General features: G+C 42.7%; 15 protein-coding genes. 7 read left to right on the top strand and 8 right to left on the bottom strand.

All coding sequences use genetic code 11. From position 1 onward, the window contains the following. Positions 1-88 precede the first annotated feature (88 nt). A complete protein-coding gene (locus tag AC1RM2_RS31200) occupies positions 89-1,108 on the top strand; it encodes an LLM class flavin-dependent oxidoreductase (RefSeq protein WP_492989032.1) in 1,020 nt (339 codons plus the stop codon). 332 nt (positions 1,109-1,440) lie between these two features. Here AC1RM2_RS31200 and AC1RM2_RS31195 read toward each other — a convergent pair whose 3' ends face one another. The 4 genes from AC1RM2_RS31195 to AC1RM2_RS31180 form a co-directional block, all read right to left on the bottom strand. Further along, complete coding sequence (locus tag AC1RM2_RS31195) at positions 1,441-1,839, bottom strand: protease inhibitor I42 family protein (RefSeq protein WP_492989031.1); 399 nt, start codon at positions 1,837-1,839, stop codon at positions 1,441-1,443. A 124-nt stretch (positions 1,840-1,963) separates the two neighbouring features. After that, positions 1,964-2,767 carry a helix-turn-helix domain-containing protein gene (locus AC1RM2_RS31190; protein ID WP_492989030.1) on the bottom strand — a complete coding sequence of 268 codons (804 nt, stop codon included), beginning with the start codon at positions 2,765-2,767 and terminating at the stop codon, positions 1,964-1,966. 382 nt (positions 2,768-3,149) lie between these two features. Then, positions 3,150-4,121, bottom strand: a complete 972-nt coding sequence (locus tag AC1RM2_RS31185) for an aldo/keto reductase (RefSeq protein WP_492989029.1) — start codon at positions 4,119-4,121, stop codon at positions 3,150-3,152. 176 nt (positions 4,122-4,297) lie between these two features. Next, complete coding sequence (locus tag AC1RM2_RS31180; RefSeq protein ID WP_492989028.1) at positions 4,298-4,747, bottom strand: hypothetical protein; 450 nt, start codon at positions 4,745-4,747, stop codon at positions 4,298-4,300. 275 nt (positions 4,748-5,022) lie between these two features. Between AC1RM2_RS31180 and AC1RM2_RS31175 the strand changes: the two genes are divergently transcribed. Further along, positions 5,023-5,454, top strand: coding sequence for a DUF1801 domain-containing protein (locus AC1RM2_RS31175; protein ID WP_492989027.1), 432 nt, complete (start codon positions 5,023-5,025; stop codon positions 5,452-5,454). A gap of 206 nt (positions 5,455-5,660) precedes the next feature. Here AC1RM2_RS31175 and AC1RM2_RS31170 read toward each other — a convergent pair whose 3' ends face one another. Then, positions 5,661-6,008: a winged helix-turn-helix transcriptional regulator gene (locus tag AC1RM2_RS31170; RefSeq protein WP_492989026.1), complete on the bottom strand. Its 348-nt coding sequence runs from the start codon at positions 6,006-6,008 to the stop codon at positions 5,661-5,663. Between the two features lie 106 nt (positions 6,009-6,114). Between AC1RM2_RS31170 and AC1RM2_RS31165 the strand changes: the two genes are divergently transcribed. Both AC1RM2_RS31165 and AC1RM2_RS31160 read left to right on the top strand, forming a co-directional pair. After that, positions 6,115-6,711, top strand: coding sequence for a short chain dehydrogenase (locus AC1RM2_RS31165; RefSeq protein WP_492989025.1), 597 nt, complete (start codon positions 6,115-6,117; stop codon positions 6,709-6,711). A 197-nt stretch (positions 6,712-6,908) separates the two neighbouring features. Further along, positions 6,909-7,967 carry an acetylxylan esterase gene (locus AC1RM2_RS31160; RefSeq protein WP_492989024.1) on the top strand — a complete coding sequence of 353 codons (1,059 nt, stop codon included), beginning with the start codon at positions 6,909-6,911 and terminating at the stop codon, positions 7,965-7,967. Positions 7,968-8,156: 189 nt separating this feature from the next. On the opposite strand, the gene AC1RM2_RS31155 is transcribed toward AC1RM2_RS31160, so the two are convergent. Both AC1RM2_RS31155 and AC1RM2_RS31150 read right to left on the bottom strand, forming a co-directional pair. Then, positions 8,157-9,044, bottom strand: a complete 888-nt coding sequence (locus tag AC1RM2_RS31155; protein ID WP_492989023.1) for a dienelactone hydrolase family protein — start codon at positions 9,042-9,044, stop codon at positions 8,157-8,159. 296 nt (positions 9,045-9,340) lie between these two features. After that, on the bottom strand, positions 9,341-9,469 hold the full coding sequence (locus tag AC1RM2_RS31150; RefSeq protein WP_492989022.1) for a hypothetical protein: 129 nt from the start codon (positions 9,467-9,469) through the stop codon (positions 9,341-9,343). Between the two features lie 394 nt (positions 9,470-9,863). Here AC1RM2_RS31150 and AC1RM2_RS31145 point away from each other — a divergent pair, with 394 nt between their 5' ends. The 3 genes from AC1RM2_RS31145 (at position 9,864) to AC1RM2_RS31135 (ending at position 13,219) form a co-directional block, all read left to right on the top strand. Continuing rightward, entirely contained in the window at positions 9,864-12,164 is a 2,301-nt protein-coding gene (locus tag AC1RM2_RS31145) for an ATP-dependent helicase (RefSeq protein WP_147052188.1), read from the top strand. Positions 12,165-12,315: 151 nt separating this feature from the next. Then, the gene (locus tag AC1RM2_RS31140; RefSeq protein ID WP_492989021.1) at positions 12,316-12,684 is read left to right on the top strand and encodes a helix-turn-helix domain-containing protein; all 369 of its coding nucleotides are present in this window, start codon (positions 12,316-12,318) and stop codon (positions 12,682-12,684) included. 232 nt (positions 12,685-12,916) lie between these two features. After that, positions 12,917-13,219 (top strand): hypothetical protein, encoded by a 303-nt coding sequence (locus AC1RM2_RS31135; protein WP_147052186.1) that lies wholly within the window; start codon positions 12,917-12,919, stop codon positions 13,217-13,219. 158 nt (positions 13,220-13,377) lie between these two features. Here AC1RM2_RS31135 and AC1RM2_RS31130 read toward each other — a convergent pair whose 3' ends face one another. Then, positions 13,378-14,808, bottom strand: a complete 1,431-nt coding sequence (locus tag AC1RM2_RS31130) for a tetratricopeptide repeat protein (protein WP_492989020.1) — start codon at positions 14,806-14,808, stop codon at positions 13,378-13,380. Between the last annotated feature and the right edge of the window lie 491 nt (positions 14,809-15,299).

The raw sequence follows: 15,299 nt of genomic DNA, 5'->3' as shown, positions 1-15,299 counted from the left end.
CACTTAATAGCTATTGCTCACTTGCTTAAAAGCAAATTACTTCCGACCTTTGAATTGGATGTTTAAACATTTAATTCAATATAAAACAATGGAAATTGGAATAGATAGCTTCGCCTCGGCGATGTATGGCAGTAACGAGTTGAGCAGCGTTGACGCGATGGCGCAATTGCTTGATCGTATTGCATTTGCCGATGAGGTGGGGCTGGACGTTTTTGGCATTGGCGAACACCATAAAAAGGAATTCCTGGATTCAGCCACTGCGGTGATCCTGGCTGCCGCCGCCGCGCGCACCAAACGCATTAAACTTACAAGCGCGGTTACCGTACTAAGCGCCGCCGATCCGGTACGCGTGTACCAGAGCTTTGCCACGCTGGATCTGATCTCGAAGGGCCGTGCCGAAATGGTGGTTGGTCGCGGGTCGTCTGTTGAAGCCTATCCTTTGTTCGGTTTCAGCCTGAATGACTATGACGCATTATTTAAGGAGAAACTTGATTTGCTGCTAAAAGTCAGGGATAGTGAATTTGTGACCTGGTCGGGCAGGTTTCGTGCTCCATTGGCCGATTTGCCGGTTTACCCGAGGGCTTTACAACAAAAGCTGCCGGTATGGTTAGGTGTGGGTGGTACGCCAGAGTCATTTGCACGGGCAGGTACTTTAGGATTGCCATTGATGGTTGCCGTTATTGGCGGCGAAACGCACCGGTTTAGGCCCCTGGTAGATCATTACCGCGAGGCAGGCCGCAGGGCAGGTTTCAGCCCGGAACAATTAAAAGTGGGCTTGCATTCGCCAGGTTATGTGGCCGCCACCAATGAACAAGCCATTGCCGATTATTACCCTGGTTATGTGGAACTTTGGACTAAACTGGGTAAAGAGCGCGGATGGCCGCCTGTAACCAAGGCGCAGTTTGACAGTGTATCGGGCCCGAAAGGTGTGTTAGTGTTGGGCGACCCGGAAACGGTGGCCGAAAAACTGCTACGCCATAGTGAAGCATTGGGTGGGGTAGATAGGTTTACCTTCCAGATGGATAATGCCGGATTAACGCATGCGCAGTTAATGAGTTCTATTGAATTGATTGGCAAAAAGGTTATTCCGCTGGTTAATGGCAATTAATTTAATTGCAATACGCTGATAATAGGCAATTAAAATACCCGCATGAGGGATAGCAGTGAAAAACCCACAGCATGCGCAGGCCATTGAGTGCGGGCCTGCGAGGATTTGTAACGGATAGCCCGGCCCCGTTTCTACCAACGGGGACATGCCCCGATAAGGCTCCGCGTAGTTAAAAATAGAAGAATAAATAATATCGAACACTGAATTTCGAATGTCCAACACCGAAATTTTTCCTTCATTATTCGATATTGGACGTTCGATATTAAATAGACCGTAATTTCTTAACTTTAATGGTATTAGTTAGGATACCACCATTATTGTTATGACAGTTTTTATTTTACTACAATTTGGTTTGAGAACATTGATATAATCTCGGTACTGCCGCGGTGGGCGGTTACTTCGAGCGTAGTTGTACCGCTTCCTTTTGCGGTAAACGTCCAGATGTCTTTGCCAAAATCGCCAATCATGCCAGGGTGTACGCCTACATTTTCCTTATGGCTCACCAATGTTAAAACCGAAGTGTTGTACTTAGGGTCGTTAAACTGGTAGCCACCATCGCCGGGATTGCCTAAGGTTAAAGAAATGGTTTGGCCCATACTAACCGAGGTTGTGCTGCCCGAATCAGTTGTGGTTAGTTGCTTATCGGCACTATCTCCGGTGTTTTTATCTTTATGGCAACTCATGATGGCCAGGCAAGCTATGATACATGTACACTTGTAAATTAACTTCATGATAAGTTTAGTTTATTGATTTATAAATATAAGGCATTTATTATATAACCGCTATGTATTATATAACGTGGCTGCGTTGTTAAACGCTACAACTAAATTAAAAAAACAGTGTCGAAAATCCAGACTACGCCGTAGGCGCCTTGCCAAACTTTTTCTTAAAGGAATGCGAGAAGTGCGAGAGGCTTTCAAAACCCAGGTCGAGGTAGATGGCAGATGGCCTTTTGTTTTTTGTTTCGATGAGATGGCGGGCTTCCGTCAGCCTTTTTTCCTGCAGCCAGTGACGGGGCGCCATGCCAAAAGTTTTCTGGAAATCGCGCTTGAACCCGGCAAGGCTTCGCCCGGTGAGCTGCGCAAATTTTTCGACAGGAAGGTTAAAATGAAAATTGCTGAGCATGAATTTTTCCAGGTCGATCTTATAGGGTTCGGAGAAGTCGAACAGAAAGTTCCTGAGCTCGGGCATGATATGCAGCAGCAGCTTTACCCCCTCATTTACTTTTAAAATTCCCAACTCGGTCGTCAATTTTTCTGCCGGATTCCGTACATAGGGTATTACCGATTGGAAATAGCCATGCAGAAAATCGTTTGCCGGGATAAGAATGTTGGGTGGGCCGGTATATTTATGCTGTATTTCTATCTGCTCCTCAAGGGCTATTTTTCGGAGTAACTCTTCCTGTAGCGAAATTACAATAGTTTCATAATCCTCATCGGGCAGCGGGGTCTTGGTAATCTGGCCCAGCTGATTTTTGCCTATCAGCAACATTTGGCCCCCCTTCATCGAAATTTTTTGTTCGGCTGTTTCCAGGGTAAACTGCCCTGAAATCTGCAATACCAGGGTGTTGTGCGACATAAAGCCCACCCGATGCTTTTGCCTGGTAGAGAGGTAGGAGTAAAAGAGAACTCCTGGTATTATTTCGGTTGGATTTGTCATTATATAAAGATATAAAACAGGTGGGGCTTATAACAAAGCGAAGTGAGCAAAAAATAATATCGAACACTGAATTTCGAATGTCCAACACCGAAGTTTTCCTTCATTATTCGATATTGGACATTCGGTGCCAACTTGTTAAGCAAAAAAAGAAGTACAAGTAATATCGAACACTGAATTTCGAATGTCCAACACCGAAGTTTTTCCTTCATTATTCGATATTGGACATTCGGTGCCAACTTGTTAAGCAAAAAAAGAAGTACAAGTAATATCGAACACTGAATTTCGAATGTCCAACACCGAAGTTTTTTCTTCATTATTCGATATTGGATGTTCGGTGTTCGATATTTCAATCTTCCATCTCAACTTATTGCGCAGCCACGCCTTATCGTTGTAGGTATGTGCCGCCAAGAATAGCGCCCGGCGAAAATTGGGTATTAAGGGTGTCCATCTCCGCGGGAGTAAATTCAATCTCCATGGCTTGCATGTTCTCTGGCAGGCGGGTTCTGCGGCTCATGCTTACCAGCGGCATAATATCGTCGCCCTGTGCATTTACCCAGGCTATGGCCAATTGGGTAGGGGTGACCCCTTTTTCCCTGGCCATTGTTTTCAATACTTCCACCTTCTCCAGGTTTTTTACCAGGTTATCTCCCTGGAAACGCGAGAAGTGATTGTGGTAATCATTGGCTGCAAGCGGTGCCTTCATTTCGCCGGTAAGCAAGCCTTCGGCAGTGTTGGCGAAGGCTACTATGCCAATGCCCAGTTCTTTGGCTGTGGGCAGCAAGTCGGTTTCTATCTGGCGGTCGGCCAATGAATAGCCTATTTCCAGCGCTGTTACCGGGTGTACACTGTTGGCCTTACGCAGCTGATCGGCAGTTATTTCCGAAACGCCAAGGTAGCGCACCTTGCCTTCTTTAATCATGTCGGCAACGGTGCCTATGATATCTTCTACCGGAACGCTGTTGTCAAGCCTGCATGGCTGATATAGGTCGATGGTATCGATGCCTAAACGCACCAGCGAATAGTTGATGAAGTTTTTGATAGCTGCGGGGCGCAGATCTAACCCTATCCATTGGCCGTTATAGAAAATAGCGCCAAATTTAACACTGATAAAGGCATCGTCCCTTCGTCCTTTGATGGCTTTACCCACCAATAGCTCGTTATGGCCGCTGCCGTAAAAATCGCCTGTATTCAGGAAATTAATCCCGTTATCTAATGCCGACTGAATGGTTGCAATACTTTCACCTTCGTCATTAACGGGTCCGCCCCAAACTGATGACATGCGCATGCAGCCTAAGCCGAGTTTAGAAACAAGTGGCCCATTGTTGCCGAGGTTTATTTTTGTTATGTTTTTCATAGCTGATATTTTATCTTTTAACAATACAAATATCAGCTTAATATCCCAGGGCCTATGTCTTTTACGGCTCAATTTACTTGCCTGTACGGCTCAAGGCGTCGAGGTATCTATATTAGTGATTTAGCCAGAACATAGCGCCCTATGCGTGGTTAGCGGTTCAGTAATTATAAAAGCCATCAGTAAACACCATTATAAAAACTCTTTTTAAACCTTAATTGCATAATAGCATGCATCAGTAATTGAATGCCGATATAAAAAAGGCCAAACATCCACCACCGACCCATCTGTACTGTTTTGGGCGAAAATAAATCAGCAATTAAATTCGCTGCAAAAAATAGGGGCACAGCACATACAAACCAGTAAACAATTCTTATAAAATACAGCGATAGCATATTTTGGGGTAAGGAGAATTTTATGCGGTTAATAAATAACAATTCCAGCCAATGGCCGCCAAAAACAATACAAAACACTACCGACCAAATCATTTCAAACAGCACAAGTTTGCTTTTTCCGCCTGATGGAAATACGTGCACCCAGTTTAAAATGATGGCAATTACAGTTGTAGTAATAATGGTGCGGATAACTGTTTGAATAAATGACTCCGTATTTTTTTCGGGATTTTTCATCTGTTAAGCTTAGATTTGGTTTATAGGGGCTTGATAAATCTGTTAACGCAATTTAAGCTATTTAACCTTTTTAGTCTGCCTAAATAAATGAAAGTTTTAAAAAAAATAAGGCTTGTAAGCTGGTAGTTTTTACCAATTTGAAATTTGGATGTTGAACCAAAGCAAAGAGGAAGGTACTTTCGAAGAAACGTAAAAGAAGCGAATTGATGAATGACCAAAAATAAAGCGAGCCTTTTGAAAAACTGAATTAATCAACCCATAATTCAATATTTTATATGAACGTACAAGAACAAATCAAAACGTATATCGCCAGCCAGCCCGAACCAAAACGGAGCGAAATGCAAGAGTTGCATGAGTTCATACTACGGGTATTACCAGGATGCAAACTATGGTTTCTTGATGGTAAAGACAGTGAAAATAAAACTGTTTCAAATCCTAATATAGGATATGGATATTACACCATAAAATATGCCGATGGCAAAACCAGGGAGTTTTATCAGATTGGTTTGAGCGCAAACACAACCGGAATCTCTGTTTATATTCTCGGCATTAAGGATAAGACATACTTAGCCCAAACATATGGAAAAACATTGGGCAAGGCCAGCGTGACCGGTTATTGTATTAAGTTTAAAACGATAAAAGATATAAACCTTGATATACTTGAAGCAGCAATACGATATGGCGTTGAAGCTACAAGTGAAAGCTAACTTCAAACCGGGATATTACCTGTAAGCCTGGTGCTTGGCTATTCATTCCTGACTTTTGGGTAAATAAGGCGGCTAACTGTTCCATTTTACGGCTATTTGTGGATTGATTAAAAGGTAAGTTTAATTTTTGCGGCATTAACATCCTGCCAACTATCATACTTTGTGTTAATGATGGCTGTAATATGGTGCGAATTTCATCAACGGGTTTATCCCGCCACCACAATGTTTTTGCGGCCCCAATCGGCCAGCAACTGCATTACATCGTTTAGCGACTGCCCTTTTTCGGTAAGCGTGTATTCCACCTTCGGTGGTACCTGGGCATATACTTTTCGGCTTATAATGCCATCGACTTCCAATTCTTTTAAATGCCTCGATAAAACTTTTAACGCTATGCCGGGTATTGTTTTATGTAGCTCGCCAAACCGCTTCGGCCCGGTTATCAAAATCCAGATGATAACGGGTTTCCATTTGCCGCCAACAATGCCAATGGCTGCTGTTATGGGGCAATCGCAAACCGGGTCGATATATTTTTTATTTATTTCTGCTGCTAACATATTGGTATTTAACATTAGTGACAGAATTGTCAATACTTGACAAAAGTGCCATTACTTGACAAAAGTAAAGTATTGGCTTAATATTGTTAAAAAAAAGAAAGCTATTATGAAAATAATTATTGTAGGTGCCACCGGCACAATTGGAAAACACATTACCGAAGCATTACAAAAGGACAATGAAGTGATAAAGGCCGGATCAAAAAGCGGCGACCTGCAGGTAGATATCTCTTCGCCCGAATCGATTGAAAACCTTTACAAGCAGGCAGGCAAGTTTGATGCCCTGGTTTGCGCAAGCGGCGATGGCCATTTTGGGCCATTGGGCAGTATGAAGGATGCCGACTTCAGGATAGGAGTTAACAGCAAACTGATGGGGCAGGTTAACCTGGTATTGATAGGCCAGCACTACATCAACCCAAAAGGGTCATTCACTTTAACTTCGGGTTCATTGGCCGAGGATCCGATTGTGCTGGGAGCTAATTTAAGCGCGATGAACGGGGCCATTAATGGTTTTGTGCGCGGCGCAGCGGTTGAATTGGATAACAGCATACGCATAAACGCTGTCGCACCCGATGTGGTGGAGGAATCCCCGGCCTATTTTCCATATTTTCATGGGCATATCCCGGTTAGCATGCACCGGGTAACGCAGGCCTATATTAAAAGCGTGCTGGGCAGCCAAACCGGGCAGGTTTATAAGGTATTGTAATATCAGCAGTTGAACTGTTTATAAGTTAATGTGTTGTTCGTCCTGCGCCTGGTTGAAAATACTAATCGCGGGCCGAACACATTTGAATAAATAACAATTACCTGTTGCCGCTATTAACCTGGTATAAGCACTTATTAGTATTGTTACAATAACTAAGCGCTATGTTTTGTACATTGTACCAATAAATCTGTCTCGATATGGTATTTAAGATCAAGGTACTTTGCGCCGCGATGGTGTTATCGCTGTGCTCGCGGGTTTCACTTGCGCAACAAATAAACTATCCACCTGTTGATAAGGTTGCTACCGATTTCAAAAAGCTGCTGGAAAGGCCGAGCTTTCCGTTAAACCCCTCTTTTGAGGTAACCAAAACCGATTCGGTTATTATAGAGCATGGTTTTATTTACAGCGAAAAAAATGAAAGGGTACCCATGCTTATTTACAAGCCGGTTACCGGAACCAGGCCGTACCCGGCGGTTATTTTTTTACATGGCACCGGCGGCCGCAAAGAGGATAACAAGAAAATATTGTACCAGTTGGCCAAACGTGGCATCATGGGCGTGGCCATTGATGCCCGTTTTCACGGCGAACGCATAGCCGGCGGCGCACATGGCTCAACAGAATATGTAGCAGCCGCTACCGCCGCCTGGGAAAATAAGGACAAGGCCCACCAAACCCACCCATTTTTGTTTGATACCGCTTTTGATTTGTGGCGGGTAACCGACTACTTGGTAAGCAGGCCGGACGTAGATGCGAACCGTATTGGCATGGGCGGTATATCTATGGGCGGTATCGAAACCTGGCTTGCGGCATCGGCCGATAGGCGGATAAAAGTAATTGTGCTGGATATTTCGGTACAAAGCTTCAAATGGTCGTTAGATAATGATAAGTGGCAGGCGCGGGCTGGTACTATCCAGGGCGCTCACTTACAAGCCGCAAAAGACCTTGGCGATTCGGTTTTAAATAAACGCAACGTGAAAGCCGTATGGGATAAATTACTGCCCAATATTACCGGCGAATTTGACTGCCCATCCATGCTTCGGCTGATGGCGCCGCGGGCGCTGTTGGTTGTTGGTACCGAGAACGATCCGAATTGCCCCTTGCCCGGCGCAAACATTGCCTATGCATCGGCCATACAGGCATATGCCTCCAAAAAAGCTACAGATAAAATTAGCCGCGATGTAACACCGAAGCTTTTTCATACATCGACACCGGAACATTTTAAAATGACATTGGATTGGTTTAGTAAATGGTTGTAGGTTTGCATGAGCTATTTTATGAGATAAACCTAATCCGCTGTTCTATTTCTCCGACTTCGGACGCCTATGCCTGTAGTTTGTAACTACAGTAACCATTTCACAAATCTCAAAAATACCCTGTAGTCTGGAGACTACAGGTATAATGGTTCGAAGTCGGAGACAGCCGCAGATGAGCCTTTGTACAGCTTATTATTTCAACTGCTCACCAAAAAAATCAATCGTACGTTTCCAGGCCAGTTCGGCGGCGGCTTTATCATACCGGGGTGTGGTGTCGTTATGAAAACCATGGTTTACGTTTTGGTAAATAAATGCCTGGTACTTTTTGCCATTCTCTTTTAGCGCCGCCTCGTAGGCTGGCCAGCCCTCGGTAATCCGGGTATCCAGTGAGGCATAATGCAGCATCAGCGGGGCATTAATTTTAAGTACGTCTGCTGCAGCGGGCTGGGCACCGTAAAAAGGAACGGCAGCTGCCAAATCGGGCACGCGTACGGCCATGGTATTGGCTATGCCGCCGCCGAAACAAAAACCTACCACGCCAACTTTACCATTGCAATCTTTATGGTTTTTAAGGTAATTGAAGGCAGCAATAAAATCTTCTTCCATTTCGCCTTTATCGCGTTTGCTTTGGAGGGCACGGCCTGCATCGTCATTACCCGGATAGCCGCCCAGTGGAGTAAGTGCATCGGGCGCCAGCGAAATAAAGCCTGCCAGGGCGGCCCTTCGGCCTACATCTTCAATATAAGGGTTTAGGCCGCGGTTTTCATGAACTACGATAATCCCCCCAAGCTTATTCTTAGCCTCAGCCGGTTTTGATAGCAACCCTTTAATTGTTCCGCCGCCTTTTGGTGATGGATAATTGATGTATCCTGACGTTAAGCGCGGATCATCGGGCTTAATTTGCACGTTACCCTGGTAATCGGGCATCAGGAAACTCATCAGGGCGGTTACAGTTAAGCCACCAACGGCATAAAGCGATAGTTTTTGCACAAAATCGCGCCGGTTAAGCCGGTTGTGTGCATAATCATCATACAGGTCAAACACTTCTTGTTTAATGTCGTCTTTGTTGATCTGGCTCATAAAAAAGGTTTTATTCAAAAATAGTAATTCGGGGTAATGGTTTGTTATTCAATTGGTAACAGCTTTGCTACGTGTAGTGTTTTTAATTATTTTGATATTGCTTGTGCGAATACAAGTAGTACCAAAAAATAAAGTTTAGCGAGATGCTGAATGGGACGAGGGGAGCATATAAATTGTTGCGGCGAATGTTGCTTATGCAGTATATAATCGTCCGCTAAAATAGGGGTAAGCAAAGTTAAATTAAAAACACAAAAAGCCTGTTGGCTTAAGTTCAACAGGCTTTTTGCGTGGCGCGTTTACAGCAAAGGCTTTTTCTTGTACCTTTTGGCAATAATTTTCGCTGCGTCGATTTTTTCCTGTTTAATAGTTTTAGGGTCGCGCATTTCTTTAGTGGCTTCGTTCTTTTCTTTCTCCCTGGTTTCCATAGTAGCAGTGTTTTAATTGTTATTTGGATAAGTTGCTTTTAGGTTAATTTGTTTTTATTTTTTGATATTATAACGTCATTTTAATATCAAAAATAGAAACGTTTTTAATTTATTAGGATGTTTTTTTGCTTCAGTCTATGTATTACACGAATGTATTAAATATATAGTTAATAAAGAAGAGAAAAATAAAAAAAAATCAGGTTAACTAATTATGGATGTGCAGATTGCAGATGTGCAAATGCTGTCTGAAGACAACATCGGGCAACATCTGCACATCTGTAATCTGAAATCTGCACATATCAAATCCCATTGTTAGTATTTCTCTACTAATCTTACTTTCCCCTTTCGGCACAAAACCTTAATTTCGCTGCTTTAAGAAAAAGAGGAAAAGATTTTGGATTATTTACAGGGTTTAAACCCCGAACAAAGGGCAGCGGTAGAACAAACCGACGGACCGGTGATGATTATCGCGGGCGCCGGATCGGGCAAAACAAGGGTGATCACTTACAGGGTAGCACACCTTATCCGTAAGGGTGTCGACTCATTTAACATATTGGTTTTAACATTTACCAACAAAGCCGCCCGCGAAATGCGCGAGCGTATTACGCATGTAGTTGGCCCCGAGGCCAAAAACATCTGGATGGGTACCTTTCACTCGGTATTTGCCAAAATTTTACGCGTAGAGGCCGAGAAGATTGGTTACCCCAGCAACTTTACCATTTACGATACCGACGATAGTAAAAGCGTATTACGTGCTATTATCAAGGAACTTAACCTTGATGATAAGCTGTACGCGGTAAACTTTGTGCTTAACCGTATTTCGGCATCAAAAAACAACCTGATATCTTTCAGAGAGTATAATAAGAACGAACAGATACAGGCCGACGATACAGCTACAGGGCGTGGGCAGCTGGGCAAAATTTACGAACTGTATGCTACCCGGTGCTTCCGCGCAGGGGCCATGGATTTTGACGATTTACTTTACAAAACCAACGAACTACTCAAACTGCACCCGGATGTATTGAATAAATACCAGCACAAGTTTAAATACCTGATGGTGGATGAGTACCAGGATACCAACTTTTCGCAATACCTGATTGTGAAAAAACTGGCTGCTGTTAACGAGAATTTATGCGTTGTGGGTGACGACGCACAAAGTATTTACGCTTTCCGTGGGGCAAATATTCAAAACATCCTGAATTTTGAAAAGGATTACCCTGACTTGAAGGTATTTAAGCTGGAGCAAAATTACCGGTCGACCCAAAATATTGTGAATGTTGCCAACAGCATCATCAGCAATAACAAAGAGCAGCTTAAAAAAAATGTTTTTAGCGAGAAGGAAGCCGGCGATAAAATAAAGATCATGCGTGCCTTCAGCGACAACGAAGAGGGTAAAATGGTGGCCGAGTCGATTATGGAAGACCGGAGCCGCCTGGGCAAAAATTGGAACAACTTTGCCATTTTGTACCGTACCAACGCGCAGTCGCGCTCGATGGAGGAGGCCTTGCGCAAACTGGGTATCCCGTATAAAATTTATGGAGGGCTGTCATTTTATCAGCGTAAAGAGATCAAGGATTTGATTTCCTATTTCCGCCTTACGTTTAATCCTAACGACGAGGAGGCGCTGAAACGTGTTATCAACTACCCCAAACGCGGGATAGGCGATACCAGTGTTGATAGGATTATTGTAAGCGCTGATGCCCACCAGGTAACCCCCTGGGAGGTAATTGCCGAACCGGCTAAATATTATGATGGTAAACCACCATCAACCCTGGCTGCCTTTGCAACTATGATTCAAAGCTTCCAGGTGCTGGCTAAAACAAAATCGGCCTATGAGTCGGCTTTGTATATTGCACAGCACTCGGGCCTGTTAAAAGACCTCTATGAGGATAAATCTGTAGAGGGTCTTAACCGGTACGAAAATATACAGGAGTTGCTGAACGGGATTAAAGAGTTTAGCGAGCGGGAAGATATAGAAGAGAAAGGCCTGGATATTTTTATGCAGGATATTGCCTTGCTTACCAATGATGACAAGGATAAAGACAAGGATGCCGATACGGTGTCATTGATGACTATACACTCATCAAAAGGGCTTGAGTTTTCGCAGGTAAACGTGGTTGGGCTCGAGGAAAACCTTTTCCCTTCGCAAATGTCGCTCAACTCGCGCAGCGATCTGGAAGAAGAACGCCGCCTGTTTTACGTAGCCGTAACCCGCGCCGAAAGCAAGCTTACGATCAGCTACGCCACATCGCGTTTTAAGTTTGGAACGCTTATTAGCTGCGAACCAAGCCGCTTTTTAGATGAAATAGATGCCAAATACCTGGAGCTTGACTATAGTGCCAAAACAACTACCAGCAACAATCCGTTTTTTGACGATGAGCGCAAGGCCTGGACCGGCGGTGGCAATAAGCAGGCCGACGCATTCTCGAAACCCAAGCCGGCAACATCGGCACCGATAAAAACAACATCGATACTGGCTAAGGCACATGTGGTATCGGCAGGCTTTAAACCATCTGATACATCAAACCTGCAGGTGGGTATGGAGGTTGAGCACGAGCGCTTTGGATTTGGCAAAGTGCTTAGCCTGGAAGGTAACAAACCCGATGTTAAAGCAACCATCTTTTTTAAGGAAATTGGCCAAAAACAGCTGTTGCTTAAATTTGCTAAACTGTATATAATTAACAATATAAACTAACAGTTAATCCCACGTTTTGTGGAATTGTTTCCCCGATCTTGCACTTATCCCCAATCGATTGTGTTGAATTGAGGGATATTTTAAGGTAAATTAACAATGGCATAACGTTTGGGTGTGTTATTAATACTTAATTTATTATTGATACCCCAAAATGAGCGAGATCACAAAAAAGAAGACAAATAAGTTTGTCGGAAAAAACATTCGTACCCTACGCCACCAGCACGGCTGGAGCCAGGAAGACGTGGCAAACCGGTTAGGTATTTCTATCCCAGCGTTTTCAAAAATTGAAACAGGCGTCACGGATATCAACTTATCGCGCCTTGAACAAATTGCAAACATATTTGAGCTGAATGTAGTGAACCTGCTTGCGCTTGATGCCGAAGAAATTGACCTGACTCCATCAAACCTGAGCGTTGCCCAGAAAAAACTTGTTGATCGTGAAGCAGAAATTGCCAACCTGCAACGTAAGGTAATTTTGCTTTATGAGGAACTACGTAATAAAAGCGCTATAGCCGTATAATTTAATAGTTGTGCTGTAAACCTAACACATTCGGGTTTATCATATAGTAATTGCTACACTTTACTTATAACGAGTTTTTTGATATTGAATATGGATTAATAATATTTAATAAAAGGAAACTTTTGTAAAATTTATAGGCGGTATAAACATAAAAGGTTTATACCGCTTTGTTATTTTGTTTTTTGGAGTAAAAATTGTGGCATGTTTTTTACCCTGAAAACAGTATACTGATATGTCCAACTACCTGATATCCATTTCAAAAAACGAAGCTTTAAAAGACGGCACCATTCATGATCCGAATAGCAAGCTAAAAGTTAAAGCATTTGATATGCTAAGGTCAACCTTTAAACCCAGCAAGGGCGAAGTAAGGTTTTTTGTTACTGCCGGCAATGATACCATTGCGTTTGAAACGCAGGGCTACAAAAGGCACCGCCAGTTGCTTATACTGCAAATGATATCCTGGTACTGCATTTACCTGGGGCTTTTTGAAGCCCAGATACACAGTACGCTGCCAATGGCTTTTAATTTTAATTAACGCAGCCGTTTTCTTATTGGAGGATGGGGAGGGTACAATTTGAAGCTGCCTCAGCATAGCTTTATCATGCGGCTACGAAGGTAGATCCCGTTTTTAGCAGGCTACAATTTACCGGCCCCGGATTTAATTTTGACTTTTGAATTTTTAATTTTGACTTATCAGGTCCTTGCCGGTCCATGCAGCATATCGCTCATTTCGATGATCTTTTCATCAATTTCCGATACACATTTGTCCATCATGGTTATACATTCCTTTTCGTCAACAAGCCCTTCTCTTTCCAGGTTGATCAATCCACGTAAAGTTGCTATGGGGCCGCGGATTTGGTGAGATAGGTAAGATGAATGTTCGGATAGCTTTCGGTTTTTTATCTGGAGGTCTTTCGTGCGCTCGTCAATGATCTCTTCAAGGTGGTGGTTTATGCGGTCAAGGTTATCCTTCTGCCGGGATACTTCACCGTTAAGCAGGGTAAGTTGGGCATTTGTTTTGGCTTTCCGTTTTACGTTACCAAACAGTAGCCCAATAACAACCAGTAAAAGGCCGGCAACAATGGTTACGGCCCAAAATTTGGTACGGTCGTATGCTTGTCGTTCGGCAATACGTTCGTTCTCCTTTACTTGTTCCTCCTGCTTTCGGGTGGCCTCAATCAGTTTCATTTGTACCGATGTATTGGTTTTAAAAGTGGCGCTATCAACTTTATAAATTTCGCGCAGGTAAAACATGGCCTTGGCGTAATCTTTACGGTTATACTCCAGCTCATAACTTGTATGTTTGTAATCGTACTCCAGTTTAGGGTCTTTTACCAGCCTGGTATAGTTTATTCCTTCGTTAACTATCTTTTCGGCTTCATCAAATTTTTTCTGGTTCATGTACAACGATGCCAATGTTAAATCGATACTGGCAATTGATTCGTTCAAATCCTGCCGTTTGGCGTTTGCGTTGGCCTCCAGCAGCATGGCCAACGCCTTATCAAATTGGCCGAGTTTAAAGTAAACTACGCCAATATTCTGAGCGCATTGTACCAGGTTTACCGAGTCTTTTAGCGACTTGAAAATTGACTGGCTGTTGTTATAATATTTTAGTGCCTGGCTATAGCTGTTTTTGCGGGTATAAACGTTACCTAAATTGAGGTTTAATGAAGCAATTAAATCTACGTTGTTTATTTTGTTGGCAATGGCCAGGGATTTAAAAAAATAATCGAGCGATTTGTTAGCATCATGATCGCGGTAAAGGTTGCCCATGTTATTGTACACCTTGGCTTCGCCGCCCAGGTTACCGGCTTTGGAAAAAAAAGTAACGGCGCTTAAATAATTTTCGAATGATTTTTCGGGTTGGTCAAGGTAATAATTGGCCAGGCCCAAAACGCGGTATGCCTCGGCTATACCATTGTTGTAATTTAATTTACGGGCCAGGTCCATTGCCTTTGAAGCATCAATAACTGTTTGCTCCGGATCGGTTAAGCGATTGGCCAGCGCTTGTTTATTTATGCGGATAATTTCAGTGGTATCCGCCTTTGCATCCCCATCAAGATCCTTTGCGTATAAGGCAAATGCGGTAAAAAAAAGTAAAAGAAATACGATGGTTCTTTTCATTAAAGGGCTGTTACGATGTATTGAAAGTGAAAGTTATAAATTATGCTGAAATATATTAGCAATCCTTAAGAAAAAGATGTTGATAATTATTTTATGGATTTTTCTTGAAAATTAAAAAACATATCTATATTTGCCTTGTTAATTGATTGATATACAGTTGATTAATTTGTATTGTAATGCGCATTTAATAGTATTTTTGAGCATAAAAATTGTGCTTCATGCTGCTTTTGGACAGTGAAAAATATTGAAAAACGTTATATGGCTATTAATACGCTACCTGTTGCTTAAATATAATTGATAAAGTATAAAGTTGCTTTATTGATAACCGTAGGTTATCGTGTTTAAATTTAATAATTTATTTTATAAAATATGTAAAAACAATGGCAAAAATGCAAGGCTTTTTAAAAGTATTGTAAAATGTTGCCGAACAAAAGAGAATAAAATATAGCTAAAGCTTTTTTACAGGCTATCAAAAAAAGCCTTTACAAATT

This window comes from Mucilaginibacter sp. GW822-FHT03E02 (assembly GCF_058801545.1).
Note: the sequence above shows the minus strand (reverse complement) of the source record. Positions and strands in the feature narration are given on the sequence as shown.